Here is a 19,017-nt window from a genome sequence, read left to right on the forward strand (position 1 = left end):
TATATTCATTAGCAATTTTTGTGCCAAACTGAAAAAGTTCACAAAATAGCCACAATTTAATATTTGTTATGATTTGTTAATTTCAAAATTGAAATCTGTATTCAAATATGAAATAATTTATTTTGAATAATCTAAAAATTCTAATTCTATTGAAGGAAGGGTTATATGTGTGGTGTCCATGATTTTGGCTAATGATCAACTACTTCAAGCTTATCAATCGGGTTTTCTATCTATTTACGATGAGATGATTGTAACGAATTTAAAGGGAACTATTTTATTTCGAAGTGGAAAACTGAAAAATTTTTGGTCAACAAACTCTACCTCACTTAAAGGAAGGCAATTTACTGAATTAGTGGAAATTTCATTCTTCGGTGATCCCATTTTCCAATTATTAAATAGAGAGGTACAAACTCTTCAATTGAAGGCTTGGAATGGCAGTAATATTCTAATAACCGTGTTCACATCCAATGGTAATAATGATGATTTAATGCTATGGGGATTAAAAAGTATTTCAGATCATTTAATGGATTCAATTGAAATAACAGATGTTCCGGATACAAAACACACTCCTTCAATGGTCGTCCATAGTCAAAAAATGAAAGATGTACTTAACACAATAGATATGGTTTCAAAAGTTTCAACAACAGTTCTTTTATTAGGGGAATCTGGTGTAGGAAAAGAAATGATTGCTAAAACCATTCATCAATTAGGAAATAGAAGGTCTAAATCTTTTATTGCAGTTAACTGTGGTGCAATTCCGGAAAATTTATTAGAAAGTGAATTGTTTGGTTATGTGGGCGGTGCATTTACTGGTGCAAATAAAAATGGTGCTCCGGGTAAATTTGAACTATCAAATGAAGGGATTTTATTCCTCGATGAAATTGCAGAAATGCCACTGAACTTGCAAGTAAAGTTACTTCGGATTTTACAGGAAAAAGAAATCACCCCTTTAGGAGGGTCAAAACCGATTCATATTGACGTCCAAATTATTGCAGCAACGAATCAATCACTAGAAAAAATGGTCAGAGATGGACGATTCAGAGAAGACTTATTTTATCGATTAAATGTAGTACCAATTGAAATCCCTTCATTAAGGGAAAGAACAGAAGAGATCCCCTATTTAATCTATCATTTCCTAGCAAAGTATAATACGATATATAATAGAAACATCAATATTTTACCAGATGCTATTGAATTATTATGTATTTACGATTGGCCGGGAAATGTTCGGCAATTAGAGAATACAATTGAACGAATAGTTGTGACTAGTAGAGAATTAATCGTGGACTCAAGCTTAGTTTACAATTACATTGCGAAAAAGGCTGTTTTAAAGGAACCACTTATTATTAATCACATTATGCCTCTGCAAGAAGCAGTTGATATGATTGAAGAACAATTGATTAAAATGGCCATGGATAAATATAAATCAATTAAACTTGCTGCAAAAGTACTGGATATCAGTCAACCAACTATGAGTAGAAAATATAAAAAATTTCGTGAAAAAATTCAACACAAAACTCTCTCTCCATTAAATAAAAGAAAAATACTGGAACAACATCTAAATAAGCAATTGCGATCAATGGCTATTGTTACATCTGCTGTCATTCTAACAGAAGAAATCTCCGAATTAGTGAATCATAATGTGTCACCATCCAACCCAACTTATAAAAAAGTTCAGAAAAAATTAACTAAAATACGAGAACAAGAAGGAATCATTGAGTGGGTCTACATTTTTAAAGTTTTAGATAATAACAAAATGCTGACTATTGTAGCCGATGAAGATTTCGTGATTCCACCTGGACATTTATATGAAGGTCCGCCTGAAATGATGGAAGTAGCATTTGAGGCAATGGATGGGAAAGCAGGAGTAACTCCTTTATATGAAGATATTTATGGAGAATGGAAAACAAGCTTTGCTCCCTTAATGGATCATAACGGAAAAGTTTTGGCCATTATTGGTCTTGACCATAGCAGATCTTATATCGAAACAGAGTTAAAGAAAATAGAAAGGATGTAAAAAACAATTAGGAGATCAAATATACATTTTGTTTAACAAAAAAAAGGAAAAAGATGTTTTTAAAGAAGTAATTTTGTATTTGATAGTTCTGAATGAATACCTTTGTGTTACTATGACATTGTTCGTATTAGTTTGATCACTAAAATCTTTACACTGGGTGTTGGGTCCATTCTTGTCGAATAAGAATTATTAGAAAATTAAGGAGGAATTACTTTGTCGAAAACAAATCGAAAAATCGTTCCGCATTTATGGTATGACAAGGAGGCGAAAGAAGCAGCCGAGTTTTACGCTTCCATATTCCCTGACTCAAAAATTACGGATGTAACAACAATCCACGACACACCATCAGGCGACTCCGATATAGTCACTTTTGAGCTTTGGGGACAGAAGTTCATGGCAATTAGTGCAGGGCCTTACTTCAAGATCAATCCTTCGGTTTCATTCACGGTTAATTTTGACCCATCGCGAGAAAAAGACGCCAGAGAAAAAATTGATGAGGTTTGGAACAAATTGTCCGATGGTGGCACAGCATTAATGCCGCTTGATCAGTATCCGTTCAGTGAGAGGTTTGGCTGGATTCAGGATAAGTATGGTTTGTCCTGGCAATTAATCCTTTCCAATCCAGAAGGTGAAGAGCGGCCAGCTATCGTGCCGTCACTTTTGTTTGTCGGAGATCAATGCGGCAACGCGGAAGAGGCCTTTAATTTTTATTTATCTATATTCAAGAACGCACAGCTGGGACATATCACCCGCTACCCTGAAGGCATGGAACCTGACAAAGAAGGAACTATTATGTTCTCTGATTTCATGCTTGAAAATCAGTGGTTTACCGCAATGGATAGCGCGCATGAGCATAAATTCAGTTTTAACGAGGCCATCTCATTTATGGTGTACTGCGACACACAAGAAGAGATTGATTACTATTGGGAGAAGCTTTCTGCGGTACCTGAAGCCGAGCAATGCGGCTGGCTGAAAGATAAGCATGGAATATCCTGGCAGATTGTGCCAAGTGAGATGGACGAGATCATGAGCAAGGGCACACCGGAGCAACTTGCGCGCGTAACGAAAGCATTTCTTAAAATGAAGAAATTTGATATTGTCGAATTACAGAAAGCATACAAGGGAGAATGAGAATATAGCATTTGGAAATTTTATCTATCTTCTCTGAGAGTGGAATATCAAAATGGCATGGAGTTAAGCCGGATGTCATTCAAAGGACTGTATTAGGCATTTCTTATAAAAAGGTTTGAATAAATAAGGTTCCCTTGAAGAGGGAACCTTATTTATTATCTATAGTTTCGCTTCAATACGTTCTAAAGCTTGTAAGATTTTGTTTAGAACATCTAATACTTCCGAATTCGTTTGTTCAGGAGAGCTTTGTGAATTGGTCTGTGCAACTGGAGTAATATTGCTTGGTTGTTGCAACTGGTATCTGATTCATTAACGGAACTACAGTTTCATGGAATGCGACGACCCAATTCTTATGTTAAGAAGTCATTAACGCGCCGGGGGACTGACCCGGTTTTTTTATTTGTCCTTTTCCAGCAGAACATTATGTTTAGAAAATTTCATTTACCAACAATTACGCAACTAGTTTATAATATAAGGATGTCCAAAATTGGATAAGGAGTGGATTTCTAACACTCTAAGAAGATGTAAGTAGGTGAATACAATCGATATCATTGAAACACGGGTGAGAGGATTTATAGCTGATATTCAACACCCTAATCAAAAAAAGAAAATAAATAGTAATGATTTAGAAATTCAGTTGCGCAAGCTTATGGATGATTATTTTGAAATGGACGGTTATGAGTTGTTTTATCATGCTATTGAAACATTGCAGGTGGAAGGTCAACTTATCCCTATTAAAAATAATCAATACAATGGTCGAACCCCAGCGCTTGCCTTATATTACTGGGTAAATATAAAAGATCAGGCAGACAAATGGGATCGTCTCGAGATGATGAAATTAAGTGATCAGTTTAATTTTTCCTTTTATGAACGGCATCCCGAATGGCAAATGAAGGACGAATGGGATCGAATCCAGAATGTATATACTTTTCTAAAGTCCAGTCAGGAACGGGAAGTCGTGTCATTCGAAGAAAGAAGTCTGGAGCTCTTTGGCCATGAAAAATTCTTACTTGACGCTGATAGCTTTCCTGATGGAAAAGGCTTTTTAGCTAGAATTGGAATATCTGAAGAGCAACTTAAAATGGTGAACTACGGGGAGCCTTTTGTATATTGGATGAAACAAGGGAAAGAATTAAAAGATATTCAGCGGGTACTAATTGTCGAGAATCTATCTTTCTTCCATACTTCCATTAAGTTATTGGTAGAAAATAAACTCGATTATGAACCTGAACTAATTATTTATGGAGAAGGGACTAAAATTGAACGGAGCTTTTCGTTTTTCTTCCGAATGTTTCCGCCAAAATCCTATCTTTTCTATTACGTGGGAGATCTTGATGCCGCCGGATATGGGATCATCATTCGACTTATAGAAAAATTCCCGGATTGCTGTATTCAGCCTGCCTTAAAAATATATCGCAAAATGCTCGAATGTCTAGAACAAAAGAATGGCCAAAAACAAGGCCAAACGCAGAACATCAAATACCGTGATTTATTCCTTCAATGGTTTACGGAAGAGGAGCAAGCGGTATTAATGCAATTATGGCAGGCAAATAAGCGGATACCTCAAGAAGTTTTAACAATAGAAACATGGAGGAGATGGCAGTGAACGAATCATGGGAAGGTTTTGCCCAGCGGATGCAACGATTAAATCCACTGTTTGAGCTTGGGAGGGGAATGGAAGTAGGTGAGCTGAAGCCACATATCCAAACCATTCTCATGCAAGTGCTCCTCACCATCTTTTATAGAGAATTAAATGATGATGATAGTAGACGCAAATCAGATATCAAGTATATGGTTGAAGACTCTATTAAACAAATGAAGCTTTTAGCAGACGATAAGCAAATTGAACGAATTACAAGTGGGCTCCTGTATCAGGGGAAAGAAGAGTATAGTAAACCGTTTGAAGCCTTATATTACGATGAAATAAGACAATCCTGGGAGACTCAGGTCTTTCGCTATGTCACAATGGATGAATTATATACGAATTTAGAGATGGGCGGATCCATTGTTTATAAACTCACAGATGTTGCTCAGGAAATGATTTTTATGAGCAGGGAAATGGCTGAGGAATTCTCGATAACGATTGAACAACTCTATAGTATGCAGCTGATTAAAAACGGTAATTTTCGAAAAGCCACAAGAAACCTCGATCACCTCATTTCACGAGTAAACCGCTTAATGGCAAATGAATTCTCTTTTCAAAAGGAAATGATCAACAATCCTAAAATCTTATTGATTGAAGAGGAATGGCAAAGGGCAGACAATCGTGTTGAAATTGAAAAGCAATTTGAAGAAGAAAAAAATCACTTCCGTACCATTACTAGTATGATAGAAAAGACGAAACGAAGGAATGAAGAAGATGATTATATTCAGAAAGAATTGATTCTTCTCCAAGAAAAAATTAGCCATACAAGGCAATTGCATGATCGATTTGCTAAGCTAGTCATTCAAAATATTTCCTATGAGATGAAATTAAAAGCGGAAAACCCTTCATTGTTTTGGGAAAACAGTCTCGTTTCATTTCGCGAGCATATATATGAAAATTGGTTCATGAAGGAAGGGGTTCATCGTTTTACGGATATAGAAAGAGTCCTTTCACCTTTATTTTCACCGAAGAATGAATTTATTTTGCCACTTGATTGGATTTGGGGTGAGCAAGAATTCGATGAAAAACAATTAATGGAAGCTGTTATTGAAGATGAGGCTGAAGAAAGCATTACTCGTCAGCACGTGACGAACTGGGATTCTGTTATTAAGGCATGGAGTTATGTATTTCAATTTTTACAAACAAACGGAGAGTTTTCGTTAACGGATTTAAAGTCGATGCCATTAGAAGTGCAGGATTTATGGTTTGAAGAATCTGAAACGATAGATTTGTGGATGATGTTCGATAAAAAGCCGCTGAAGGTTCAAGTACTGCACCGTAAGGAAGAAACATTAAGCGATGAGAGGGAAATTCTTCTTTATAAATTAATGAAGGAATATCCACAATTTGAAATGTTTGAAGGCATGAAGATCTTTACAATGTTTGATCATCGGGCTGAGCCTTTCCTTTGGTATCAAATGAAAATGACCCCTTTTAAAATATGTGTACAGGAGGAGAAACGATGAATGCAGAAACTGTCAAAAGAGCATCAGCTGTCTATTTTACACTATTAAAAGAAAAAGTAATCGACGAAAATAGTGAACACTTCCAGACTTATTTTGATCCAGAAGTGAGACAGACGGTGCTTTTATTAGCAGACGAATCAGGTACATATATCATTGAATCGCCTAAACGAATCCAATTAGTTGTCCAGCCTACCGGCTCCGTCTTTGCTACGAATTTTACACATATGAAAGAAAAGCATCGGCAAATCGAGACGAAAAAACATTTTCATATTATGAGCGTTGTGATTATGTCCTTTTTAGCAGCAATAGACCGCAACCAGGCTGCAAAAATCCGCACGAAGCGGGAAGGGATTAGCTACTACGCATTAGAACGGCAAGTCAACGACCTCATGATTAATTGGGATAGCATTCTTAAAGCTAAACCTACCTTCGGGGAAGAAGAGCGGATTGATATGAAGGAAGTTGTGACAATGTGGAAATATATGGAGGTTGACACGGACGATTATGGGGTTAAAAAAGGCAATAGACGAACGAGAATCGGTTTAATTGCCAGTGCTATGCGCTTATTAGAGACAGAGGGGCTGATCGTCATTCTTGATCGGGACGATATTCCAAAGGTAATTCCAAAAACGGAGCTATTTGAGCGCATTGAATACTTGTATCACGATTATGATCGTTATGAATTATTTAAAAAATTAATGATGACAGAGGAGGATGAGCATGCCGAAAATCCATCGAATTAGAATTGTTGGCCTGAAGTATGATGGCATGCAAAAGCAATATAAAGATACCACTTTTAATTTCCATAATGATGAGACATCAACCAATGGCCTCATTGCGATGATGAATGGGGGTGGGAAAGGCGTGTTCCTGCAAACGATCTTCCAAATACTCAAACCTGGAACTTCGTGGGGAAAACATAACAATCGATATTATCAGCAGTTCTTTTTTAATAATAAAGAGCAATTTATTCCATATACCTTTCATGTTCTCATTCAGTGGGAATTGGACGGTGCCGACCGCCGGCATCTGATAACTGGAGGAATGTTCTCAGCCGAACAGCGGATCTCGATGAGTGAAGACAGTGGAAATGAAAGTAGAACATTGGAACAGGAAGCAAAGATCCTCCCTAACATTACATTTTATACTAGAGAATTTGAACGGAAAGAAGAGGCATCGCTAGAGCATATTCCACTCTATGAAAATGATGAGGTTGCTGAAACCGAAAGCTTGAAGGACTATTTAAAATGGAATGGCTTTGATGTTTACCGGGATACGAAGAAGCACTATCGCATCCTTGATACATACGGAATTAACCGTAAAGACTGGGATATTATGAAGGACATTAACAAAGATGAAGGAGGCGTTGGGAAATACTTTGAGGGAGCGGAAGATGATCACTCCCTGTTCCAAAAACGAATTATTCCAACTGTTAGTCAAGTCCTGCATAGAACGGAACACCAAAAGAACGATCTTGTGGAGATTTTCAAGAGTCAGGCAAGTATCGCAAAGGACCTTCCTGTTCTCTTAAAAAGGGAGCAAGCTCATAAAGAGTTTTTGGAAGACATTGTCCCATTTGAAGAGCACTTGGCAAAAGGAGTAGAGCATAAAGAAATTGCTCTTACAAGTATACAGGCAGGAAGACGACTGCTTGGTGCTTTAGAGCATTTGAAGCAATCGGAAGAGGAAACACTGCTTACTTTAGAGAAAGACATGGAGAAATCAATCATAAGGCAGGCAGATTTGCGCTATCAAAAAGATAATTTAGAGTTTGCAAAAGCACATAGAGAGGTCATGCATTGGGATAAGAAATTAGTGGGTGAAAGGGATAAACATACTTCCTTACAAGCGATTGTTAAAGAGAAACAGGAACGAAAAGAACAACTTGCCTTTCAGTTATTATTAAAAGAGTGGAGTGAAAACGAACAAAGTATTCGCTCACTTTCACAGCAGATAGCGACATTGGAACAAAATAGCGGCTTAGAGCAAGTGAATCAAAGAATGGATGAAATTAAACAAGAAGCTAGAAAGCAATGGGAGCAAGCCTATTTATCGATACAAGAAGGTATTAAACAGTATTTAGGGTATCAAAAGTTCTTAAATAAAAAAGCACTGGATCTGTCTAGGCAGGATAAACAAAAGACAAAAGATATTGCTAAGCTTAGTACTGAAATTGATTTTCTTTATACGCAAATGCATACTTTTGAGACTAAGGAAGCAGCACTCATCCAAGAATTTGGGGACCGCCTAACCTATGATTTAAAGGGTTTAATCGAGAATTTTTTAAAACAAATTGAGGACAAAAAGGCTAAGTTAGTAGAGTTGCAAGCAAAAGAAAAAGAATCTAATGAAAAGCAAAATCAACTTGCCACTTCACATGGTACGCTCGTCAAATCTATTCAGTTTTCAGAAGAAAAATGTGAAGAATTAAAGGCAGCCAATGATGTGCAAAAGCAAAAAGAAGCAAAACTATTAGATAAGCTTCTTGGTTTAATAGATGATGTCACAGCACCGTTTACTCACTCGCTCTTATCGAAGTATGCGATACAAATAGAAGAAACACTGGGCAATAACCGTCAACACGCTGAACAGATTAAAAAAGAACTTTGGGAAACACAACTCGACCATTCCTTAAACAATGAGCCCTTCTGGATCGCAAATAAAGATGTAAAAGAATTAAAGGATTGGATCGATGAAAAGACTGGAATTGATGTGTTTTATGGAACTCAATTTCTCCAATCATTAGGTACAGAGGAAATGGTAAATTCCCTTATGACCAATCCGCTTCTTCCATACGGTTTGGTGGTAAGTGGGCAGCAATGGCAAAAAATTAATCAGCAGGTTCTTTCAGGAAGAATGTTTAAAAGTCCTGTACCGATTTTCATGCGTGAAGAAATGAACAGCGAAAATCACCAACCATCCTTTGTGATTATTAATGGAACCGAGAAAGAGCTATTATCTGATAAAAATCAATTCACCAGCTGGAAAATAAAGATTGCTAAACAAATAGAAGAAAAGAAAGATACTCTCAGTGAAATTGAAAAGACAGAAACCTCCTTACGTCGTAATTTAAAAGAAATCGATCGGTTTTTATCAAGTGAGCTTTCTATTGATATCGAAAAAGCCTTTAATCTCGAACAAAACACTCTTCTTTCTCTGAAAACGACGTTACAGGAAATCAAAACACAAGAAGAAAAAGAAAAAGATGCTCAGCTTGGGTTAAAAGAACAGCTGGAAAATACACATCGAAAGGTAGAAAAGCTTACAAGAAATGTGGAAACATTAGAGGAGTTTGATCAAGAAAAAACGCTTCATCAAGAAAATAAACGTGTGAAACTAGAGAAAGAGAATAAAAGGGAAGCCTTAGGTTCTCAGCAGCAAGAAATAGGAATAGAGCACCAAAATACAGTTGAACTGCAAAACCAGTGGAATCAAACGTATTTAGAATGGAAGCTTACAACCGAACAAACTATAAAGGAGATCGCCTTCTTTATTGAAGAAGCAGTTTTTCCTGCTGATAATAAAGCAGACCTATGTGAAGAGGTCCCTCATCTTTCAGCACATTTATTACAAGAGATAAACGGAAGTATCGAAGAGCTGAAACAGCTCCAAAAATCAAAAGAAGAACAGGCTAGAGAATTACTTATTATTCAAGCAAAAAAAGAAACCGAACAAAAGCAGCAAAAGAAATTAGAGAAAAAGCTTAATACTCATGATCAGGATTGGAATCAAGCTCCAGAACCGGATGAACCAATCAGTATATTAGAAAATATGATGCAAACCGCACAGAAGGAAGCAAAGACAGCAGAAAAAGAAGAACGGGAACAAGGAACTGCTGTAACAGTTGCAGAAACGTCCTTAAAGCATGCGATCGAACAGCGTGACAAGTCAGGAAAAAAGATAGCAAAGCATGAGAAACAGCCTGAAGAATGGGCAGAGCTTGACTTAGAAGTAAAGGCTGTAGAAATTAAGGACCAAATAAAAATAGTGAGTGAGGAGGTAAAGCAGGCGGAAAAACGCCATAAAGAAACAGAAACGAATATTTCGGGTTTCGAAGGGGATTTGTTAACTTTATCCGTTATCCTAAAGGAGGAAGCGGCAGCATTCACGAATGATGATTTAGAAAAAATTAAGAGTCAGGGAAAAGCAGGTATCTTATCCTGGTGTCAAGAACATCAAGCCATTCAGGAAGAAGGTCAAGAAAAGCATGCGAAAATCGATCAATCATTGCGCAATTTAAAGCTCACGATTGAAGGTAAAGATTGGGAGATTCGATTTAAAAATGAAGTAGTAACAACACTAGACCACATGGATACAAGGCATTATACGCATATTCAAAGCATTGTTAAAAATATGAAGCGCTTTTCCCAAAGTGGATTGGAACAATTAGAACGCGACAAAGAAAGGGCAGAAAAGGCGCAAAACTTCTGGGCCAGCCGTGCCAGCATGAAAGTGATGAGCATTTCAGAGGCGATTCGTTCCATGATTGCGAAAATGAAACTGAAAAATGAACGAGGATCCTTTCCTCTTGTCCAGCTTAAAGAAGACATTTTACCTAAAAAGGCTGAAGATATCGAACCATTATTGAAACAGCATTTCGTAACGGCCATTAACAAAATTACCAAACAATTTGATTTGATTGATGATCATAATCGAGCCTTAGACGAAGAAATAAAACAACTCATTAGTGATGAGCAAATTTTGTTTGTATCACTTCGAAATCGATATCCTGAGCTGCTTGTTTATAATATGCGAACGGATAATGCCTTTATGTACGGTAAACCGCAAAGAGAGCATTATTCAACCTGGCAGACTATTAATCAAGGTTCAAAGACGAAATCGGACGGCAGTGGAGGACAAAAGCTATCAGCCCGCATGGTTATGATGATGATGTTATTATCCGTTAAAAGTGAAACCGATCATAGCTGGGTTCCTTTAGTCTGTGATAATCCATTTGGACAAGCGGCATCGGCACATGTCCTTGACCCGATCTTCGCCGTAGCTGAAAAACTGAAGTTCCAATTCATCGTTGTCACGCCACCCGAACTGGTGAAAACGGAAATCAGCCAAAGATTTGATGCCTATTATAAATTAGACTTCATTCGTGAAAAGGGAAAAGAAATTGTTTCGGACACGATTGTTCCAGCCTTTCGGATTTATCAGGGAGAGGAAGTCGTTCAGGTAAGGTAACAAAATGGTAAAATCGAGGATTAACGTAAAAATCTCACTTTCTGTATGGAAGGTGGGATTTTTATTTGTACACGAGCCACAATATGTAAATATAAATTCAGATTGGCTTATTAACTATAAGTGCCTTAAAATTCAATTCCATTGACAATATTCTGATATAGTTGTACTGTTATATGGATACGCGGGAATTTGAATCTTTGGAATTGGTGGAATATTTTAATATCTGTGGAAATACAAAGGATTTAAGTTTTTAGTAATCTTATCAAATAGAAAGAAGTGTAATGATGCAAAAAAATAGAAAATCATTCAAAGAACTTGTGAAGGAGAATAAAGAAGAATTACTGAAAGATAAAAAAGAACTAGAAAGAATTGAAAAGAGAATTGAAAATCGGCATGAATTGGTAAAGTTAGCATAAAACAAAACTTGATTCACTAACTGAGACCATACCCCCCCCCGACTTATATGGCCTCCTTGTAATATTGGGTTTCCCAATAATACGAAGGAGGTTTTTTTATTTTTCAAATAAGAAAATATCCGTTAAACTAATTGAATGAGGATTGGTTTAATTGTTTAGTTTTAAATGGATAATAATAAAGCCACTACCAATTAAATTTTACTTCGAAAGTAGGAAAAAAATGACAAATCAAAGTATTATATTTTTTGATATAGACGGAACCTTGCTTAATCATGATAAAGAATTACCCCTTTCAACCAAAGAATCAATATTTAAATTAAAGGAACTTGGACATGAAGTAGCAATTGCAACCGGACGAGCCCCTTTTATGTTTGAGGATTTGCGAAAAGAATTGGATATTAATACTTATGTTAGTTATAACGGGCAATACGTTGTTTTAAAAGGCGAGGTATTATATACAAATCCTTTAAAGATTTCATCCCTTGAAAAGTTAACAGAAGCAGCCCTTCAAAACAATCATCCTGTAGTCTTTATGGATCATGAGGATATGAAAGCTAATGTCCCAGAGCATACTTACATTAAGGAAAGTATTGATACCTTAAAAATTAGCCGTTTTCCTACACATGATCCACATTATTATAAAGGACGGAATCTGTTTCAAACTCTCCTTTTTTGTCCAGTAGGAGAAGAGGAACAATACGAACGGGAGTTTCACGATTTTGATTTTATAAGATGGCATCCTGTTTCAGTCGATGTACTTCCAAAGGGAGGGTCAAAAGAAAAAGGAATTGAAAAAATAGTTAAAAATCTAGGAATTCCAAAGGAACGACAATATGCTTTTGGAGATGGGCTAAATGATATTGAAATGCTTTCAACTGTAAAAAACAGTGTGGCAATGGGAAATGCAGAAGAATATGTGAAGGTTCACGCAAAATATATTACGAAGTCAGTTGAAGAAGATGGAATATTTCATGGTCTTCAAATGGTGGGTCTGTTATAATGTAGTGCAGATTTTAGGGTCAGTCTCCCAGCGAACTAAACCATTAACGCGCCGGGGGACTACCTCTGCAAAAAAGACTTAACACCATGGTTAAGTCCTTATTATATTTTATGAAGTTGTGTAAACCTTTTATGGGTAAGCCCCTTCACCATCCCTTCGTGTAAAAATGGTTTGGTTCTGATCACCCGGACCGATAAAATCTAATGCGGCAGGAGAGAATACCGGAACTCTTCTTTTAATGCCCTCCAAAAGGATTCGGATTGGACCAACTATACCATTTTCCTGAAAGACAGTGCCTCCTCTGATTAACTTCTTTTTACCCCTCCTTCTGATGAATGCCATATTTTTCATCCTGACAATGTTGACGGCTTCATACTCTTCCGCTTCCTCTTTCATTTTCAATAATCCATTTTCTGTTTGTAAAACTGCTTCATCAATTGAAGCGATGACGCCAATTTCACGTTTATTTAATAATAAGACGAAGTCATATCCGGTTTCTGTTTTCTTTTGCACGATAGCCACTTCATCTGTAATGAACGTGACCAATTCTTCGGATTCATTTGTGAGTGAGGCTGGGGAGGTTTCTTTTTTCTTAATGACCCGAAAAGATGCTTTTGCACCTATTTCTTCATCTGAGAAGTCAAAGGGTTTAATACTTTGTGTGCGGACAAGGTACAAATTATTGACCTTTTCTTTGTGGTTTAATTGGACACATAGAGCAACTTCTTCATTCACAACCTTTTCCTCTTCGTTCGAGGGTATGGGGACATTCATTTTCATTCCTGGAAAATTAACAAAGATGTAACTGAAGTTTTTCTTAGGTTGGACATCCAGAAGTCTCATAAACTCACAACCTTTCCGAATTGTTACAAGATTATTTGCCTTGTAGGTGTATAATTCCATATCGTTTCTCTTCTTTCCTGTTGGGTATGAAGAGTTTTCATCGTCACTTTCTTATGAAATGCGATGGTTCCTCTTATTAGTTGAGGAATTATGAGGAATTCTCCTATCGAATGAAATAGAAAGAAAAGTTTTTGTCGTTTCATTCCACGTTCTTCATTTTTATTTTTCTGGATTTGCACTATTACGGTATCCTCCAACATTCTATGGAATCATCCGATTGTAAAAAAACATGTAGAGATAAAACAAAAAGGACTTAACACCATGGTTAAGTCTTTTTAACTTAATGGCCTACGAATCAAAGATACAATTTGCTAAGAAGCGATTGCTGTAGTGTGTGTGTGCTCTATAGGCAAGCTCACAGGCAAAAAGAGTAATGGTAATATTATTAGTGGTATGTGTAAAGGCAAGAATTTGTCCCTTCGCTTTTTCATGTCCAGGCCACCAACCAGCTACATAGAAATCATCGCGATTACTGAAGGATGCTAATACTTCCGCACCTACAGGTACAGAACTAATCCATGCACCTGAAGTTGAATAAAGAAGCTCATCTGTCTTATAACCAGAGGTAAGCACATGGTCTTTGATTTCTGCTTTCACTAAGCCCTCATGGCCATTTCTTGTAAAAACAAAATTATAGCCTGGGAGCAATCCATTATTTTTTACAGCCGTTAATGCGGATAATCCAATTCCCACATATGATTTTCCAGCCAAAGTCCTTGAATTAAAGCTGCTGCTATCGCTAACAATCACATCGGCATTCGCTTGATCGACTATGTTAAAACCTAGCTCTTTTACCGTAAATTTCAATGAAGAAGACCCAAGTACAGCAACTTTTGGCAGCTTTAATTTCTCGGTTTTTATCGGATTAGAAGGTTCTAATGGTTTAGCTTCGAAATAATAGTTATTTTCAAATCCTTGTAAATCGTTTGTGCTGACAATAATGTCTCCTTTCGTTACTCCACCTTTTGTTTCCAGCGCTTTCTCTACAACTGCTCCATTCTTAAGAAGCATATTTACTAGTTTGATTGTGTCATTATTCGTATTTGACAACACTTGTTTAGGTGCGTTGGCGATTACTTTTCCTGTTGGAGTCGTTACACTTTTTATTTCAATTAGGTATTGATCTAAAGCACCTGCATTACGAATTGCTTGTATAGTAAATCCTCTCAGATCCGGGAAATTTACTAAAAATGTGTCGTACATAGCTTCCCAGTCAGAAACATTGTCCCCCTTATAGAGCATTGCATTGGCTACACCGCGTTTTGCCTGATTCATAGGAATAACAAAAGTTCCTTTAGGATACATTCTTCCGTTTATTTTCATATATTTCGTTGTTTGTTTGACCTTCACGCCATTTCGAAGTAAATATTGTACCATTTTATGTGCTTCCAGATTATTTTTTTGTTGATTTTTATGAAATGGAATCAAATAGTAGTCTGGAAAGAAATTTTTATTTTTCCCTCTTATCCGTCCAATTGATTCACCTGAAGCATTTACAAAATACTTGTCAACTGCTCTGTTATCTTCGCTGTTCACACTGCGTTTAAAAATTTCAAGTTGATTCTTATATAATGCATCTTTATTTTCTGTTACAAAATGGACAGCCCCCAACCCAACTCCAACCATCGCCCGAAAACCTTTTTGACTTAATGCCGGTATTTCTATTGTATGACCTAAAGAGCCGTGCAGCATTGCATACATGGGTGTGTAGGCAACAGACATATCGTCCCAGCCAGCTTTGTAATCTAGTGCCGGAATTAAGTAGGAATGAAAAGAAGAATTGCCTAATCCTGCCTGTCCCATTGAATGGGCCTGTTCTATCATATGGTTGTAAAGTAAATCATATTCATAGTTTGGATTGTGAGGAGGAGTGGTCGGCTCGATTAAAAACCCGCCAATATAACCATGCATATCTAGGAAAGAGAGGGGTGTCCATTTTGCAATTTCCTGAGTCACAAGTTGTGTTTCAACTTGTGTTTGAAAATGGTTGTCACGGTTTAAGTCAAAGCCATTTGTATTTCTTCTAGTATTTGCAACTCTTCCATCAGGATTATTTGTAAACATGAATAGAAAAATGACATTTTCAAGAACCTTATCCACATTCAGAGTTACGGTACTTTTTTGATCATCTTTAACCGTATGAAATGTTACTTCACCCCTAAGTGCAAATTTCTTCAATAATTCAACCTGAGCATCGGCACCTTCAATTTCATCAGGATGAATATTGTTAAACCAAATTGGAACTTGATAATTTCCGATTGTGCCGTTCTTCAGTTTCTCTAATAAACTCTCAGGATCTTCTAACGATGTCGGCAGCGTTTTGTTTAGATAATTGTCAACAGCATCTTTATCTTTTGCTAAAATAACAGAGTGAAGGTCTCTTCCTTGTACGGACTTGCCGAGACTTTGGTATTTTACGTAACGATTTTGCTTTTTGTTTGCTTGTTCTAATATTTGGTCGATTTCTGGTTTTAGTTGTTGATAAAATAGGAATTCGTCATATACATTTAGTTTGACAGTTGTTGCAGCCTTAATTTTTTTTTGCGGATCGAGCATTGCCAATTCATAATCTCCGATATACTTTTGATATTGATTTCGAATCGTTCTCGTTGAGAGACTCTCTCTATTAAAAAGAAGATCAAACTTCAATGTAGCCTTAACCATCGTTGTTCCTTCAACAAATTGAGGTTTCACAGTTAATGTAATAAAGGGTTCCCCGTTAAAATTTGATCCGCTTGTCCATTTTTTCCATTTAGAAAGGCTTTTCCCTCCAAATTGAAACTCTAGTTGACTTAAATCAACGTTTGCTCCCATATCAGCTTGAACTTCAACTGTTCTTGCTTCAGTCAGAGAAAATAAATCCCTGCTTACTTCAAGCTTCACCATACTGTACTCATCCGCTCTTCATTTCCTAAAATTTTCAGAAGGGTACTCCACCTAGCAGAGTTATTCATAAAATTTTCCTTTCTATATAAAAATAATATTTTATTAAATCACTATACAGGATATTCAGAAACTTTTGATGAAGTGACTCGAAAAATCAATATTTTTTTCGACTTATTCCAATTTATTTGCTTGTTAATTACAGAATAAGAACCCATGATAGTCTTTTTTATCCATTCACTTTATTCATTTCCTATTATAATATAAGAAATAATTATGAAGCGGGGAAGGAAGATCTGTGTGAACACTGATCAAGCTTATGAATTACTATCGGATGCAGGGGTTACAGAAGAAATTTGTATTCTAACGGTAAGGCGCTGGCTGCGTGAAAGAAAGATTAAATATGAGGGAAAAGGGCAACGAAAATCAGGGTACATATTTAATGATACAGTTCAGGCCCTAAGCGTACTAAAAGACGCAGGTGTAGCCGAAAGTAGTGGTATTCAAATTGTCCAACGTTGGCTGGGTGAAGGAAAGGTGAAATCCATAGGGAACCAAACTCGAAAAACGGAGTATATACCTAATGAAACAGAAGTGTACCGTTCCATAAATGGTTCTATAGATTCCAATAACATAATCCGCCAACTAAAAGTAAAGATAAAAGCACAGAATCAGCAATTAAAAGGGATTGAACAGCTTCATCAATCTTCGATTAATTCTTTAATTCAACAAAGAGAAAAATTAAAAAAAGAAATGATGAAACAAGAGCAAGAAAAAAGTGAACTACAATACGAAACCAAGAAATTATTACAAGAAAACATGGATTTGCGCAATGAAATATCAAGATTAAAAGAAGAGCTTGCTAAAGGCACTAATAAGGAACGTTATCAGACGAACGGTACTCAACTTCCTCCTCAAACGAATGATTATCGACAAAAATTAGGACTTTCAAAAAACGCAAGCCATAAAGAAGTTTTAGCAGGATATAAGAAATTATTAAAAATAACACACCCCGATCACGGTGGCAACGCAGCAGCCTTTCATTACATTAAAACTGAATATGATTCATATAAAAATGTATGAAAGAGTAAGGGGATGCCACGGTCAGTACCGAGGGCATCCTTTTGAACTATTTCCACTGAATTTCAAGGCGATCTCCATGTTCATTACCACAGGGATACATTATTGGGCATGAACCAATGGGGATTGTAGAAGAGGTTGGACCAGCAGTGTCAAAAGTGAAAAAAGGGGATCGTGTTGTTATTCTGTTTACTGTTTCTTGCGGTCAATGCTTTTATTGCCAGCATGAAATGGAGAGTCAATGCGATAATTCCAACCGGCATTATGATTCTGGGGGATATTTTGGTTACTCGGAGAAGTGTTAATACAACTAATAAAAAAAGGTTATCTCTAAAATAAAATGAGATTAACCTTTTTTCGTTTCTTTTCCTTATTTCTTTTCATTAAAACTTACGGCTATTTGAGCTCCAATAACGGCATTGTTTTTAACTAAAGCAATGTTTGCATCAAGGCTTTTGCCTTCTGTTAGTTCTTTTACCTTACCTAATAGGAATGGTGTTACATTTTTACCGGAAATGTGTTTTTCTTCTGCCTCTTTTAACGCGGATTCAATGACGTTATTAATGGTTTTCTCGTCCATGGCGAATTCTTCTGGAATTGGGTTGGCAATTACTACCCCGCCCTTAAGGTTTAAATCCCACTTTACTTTTAATGTAGAGGCGATTGTTTCCGCATCATCAGCACGGACGTTCACTGAGAATTCACTATTACGTGTATAGAAAGCAGGGAGGACATCGGTTTGATAGCCAATAACCGGTACACCTTTTGTTTCAAGATATTCCATCGTTAATCCTAAATCTAGAATCGATTTGGCACCAGCACAAATGACGGCCACGTTTGTTTGTCCAAGTTCTTCTAAATCTGCTGAGATATCCATGGTAGTTTCAGCACCGCGATGTGCACCGCCTATTCCGCCTGTTACAAAGATATTAATCCCAGCCAATTCTGCACAAATCATGGTTGCCGCTACAGTTGTTGCTCCGAGTTTTTTTGTAGCGATCAGGTAAGCTAAATCACGTCGTGATGCTTTTGCTACATCAGAACTTTTACCGAACATTTCTAACTCTTCATCAGATAATCCAATTTTAATTTTTCCATCTACAATGGCAATCGTTGCTGGAACGGCTCCATTATCACGGATAATTTGTTCTACTTCACGTGCAGTTTTCACATTTTGCGGATAGGGCATACCATGAGAGATAATCGTAGATTCTAAAGCAACGATTGGTTTTCCTTGTTCCTTGGCAGCACGTACTTCTTCAGATAAAGTAATATATTGTTTCATG

Annotated in this window: 12 protein-coding genes and 1 pseudogene; 10 read left to right on the top strand and 3 right to left on the bottom strand. The window is 36.7% G+C overall.

The genetic code is table 11. The annotated features are described in order from the left end of the window. Positions 1–178 precede the first annotated feature (178 nt). The 8 genes from ACIQXV_RS15435 (at position 179) to ACIQXV_RS15470 (ending at position 12,865) form a co-directional block, all read left to right on the top strand. Positions 179–2,017, top strand: coding sequence for a sigma-54 interaction domain-containing protein (locus tag ACIQXV_RS15435; RefSeq protein ID WP_402960253.1), 1,839 nt, complete (start codon positions 179–181; stop codon positions 2,015–2,017). Between the two features lie 213 nt (positions 2,018–2,230). Continuing rightward, positions 2,231–3,148, top strand: a complete 918-nt coding sequence (locus ACIQXV_RS15440; RefSeq protein WP_402960104.1) for a VOC family protein — start codon at positions 2,231–2,233, stop codon at positions 3,146–3,148. A 532-nt stretch (positions 3,149–3,680) separates the two neighbouring features. Beyond that, positions 3,681–4,754, top strand: a complete 1,074-nt coding sequence (locus ACIQXV_RS15445) for a Wadjet anti-phage system protein JetD domain-containing protein (protein WP_402960105.1) — start codon at positions 3,681–3,683, stop codon at positions 4,752–4,754. After that, positions 4,745–6,259, top strand: a complete 1,515-nt coding sequence (locus ACIQXV_RS15450) for a hypothetical protein (protein ID WP_402960106.1) — start codon at positions 4,745–4,747, stop codon at positions 6,257–6,259. The genes ACIQXV_RS15445 and ACIQXV_RS15450 overlap by 10 nt, the downstream gene beginning before the upstream one ends. Beyond that, a complete protein-coding gene (locus ACIQXV_RS15455) occupies positions 6,256–7,002 on the top strand; it encodes a DUF6063 family protein (RefSeq protein ID WP_402960107.1) in 747 nt (248 codons plus the stop codon). The genes ACIQXV_RS15450 and ACIQXV_RS15455 overlap by 4 nt, the downstream gene beginning before the upstream one ends. Continuing rightward, positions 6,980–11,449, top strand: coding sequence for a hypothetical protein (locus ACIQXV_RS15460; protein WP_402960108.1), 4,470 nt, complete (start codon positions 6,980–6,982; stop codon positions 11,447–11,449). The genes ACIQXV_RS15455 and ACIQXV_RS15460 overlap by 23 nt, the downstream gene beginning before the upstream one ends. A 284-nt stretch (positions 11,450–11,733) precedes the next feature. Then, the gene (locus tag ACIQXV_RS15465; protein WP_402960254.1) at positions 11,734–11,865 is read left to right on the top strand and encodes an FbpB family small basic protein; all 132 of its coding nucleotides are present in this window, start codon (positions 11,734–11,736) and stop codon (positions 11,863–11,865) included. Positions 11,866–12,085: 220 nt separating this feature from the next. Beyond that, on the top strand, positions 12,086–12,865 hold the full coding sequence (locus tag ACIQXV_RS15470; protein ID WP_402960255.1) for a Cof-type HAD-IIB family hydrolase: 780 nt from the start codon (positions 12,086–12,088) through the stop codon (positions 12,863–12,865). A gap of 129 nt (positions 12,866–12,994) precedes the next feature. On the opposite strand, the gene ACIQXV_RS15475 is transcribed toward ACIQXV_RS15470, so the two are convergent. Continuing rightward, positions 12,995–13,768 (bottom strand): hypothetical protein, encoded by a 774-nt coding sequence (locus tag ACIQXV_RS15475; RefSeq protein ID WP_402960109.1) that lies wholly within the window; start codon positions 13,766–13,768, stop codon positions 12,995–12,997. Between the two features lie 288 nt (positions 13,769–14,056). Next, positions 14,057–16,654, bottom strand: coding sequence for a M14 family metallopeptidase (locus ACIQXV_RS15480; RefSeq protein ID WP_402960110.1), 2,598 nt, complete (start codon positions 16,652–16,654; stop codon positions 14,057–14,059). Positions 16,655–16,951: 297 nt separating this feature from the next. Between ACIQXV_RS15480 and ACIQXV_RS15485 the strand changes: the two genes are divergently transcribed. Both ACIQXV_RS15485 and ACIQXV_RS15490 read left to right on the top strand, forming a co-directional pair. Continuing rightward, positions 16,952–17,734, top strand: coding sequence for a hypothetical protein (locus ACIQXV_RS15485; RefSeq protein WP_402960111.1), 783 nt, complete (start codon positions 16,952–16,954; stop codon positions 17,732–17,734). A gap of 83 nt (positions 17,735–17,817) precedes the next feature. Beyond that, a pseudogene (locus tag ACIQXV_RS15490) lies at positions 17,818–18,030 on the top strand (alcohol dehydrogenase catalytic domain-containing protein); the annotation flags it as partial. A 71-nt stretch (positions 18,031–18,101) separates the two neighbouring features. Here ACIQXV_RS15490 and ACIQXV_RS15495 read toward each other — a convergent pair. Beyond that, positions 18,102–19,016: a pseudouridine-5'-phosphate glycosidase gene (locus ACIQXV_RS15495; RefSeq protein WP_402960112.1), complete on the bottom strand. Its 915-nt coding sequence runs from the start codon at positions 19,014–19,016 to the stop codon at positions 18,102–18,104. Position 19,017: the final 1 nt, after the last annotated feature.

Source organism: Neobacillus sp. NPDC097160, assembly GCF_044762155.1.
GTDB lineage: Bacteria > Bacillota > Bacilli > Bacillales > Cytobacillaceae > Neobacillus.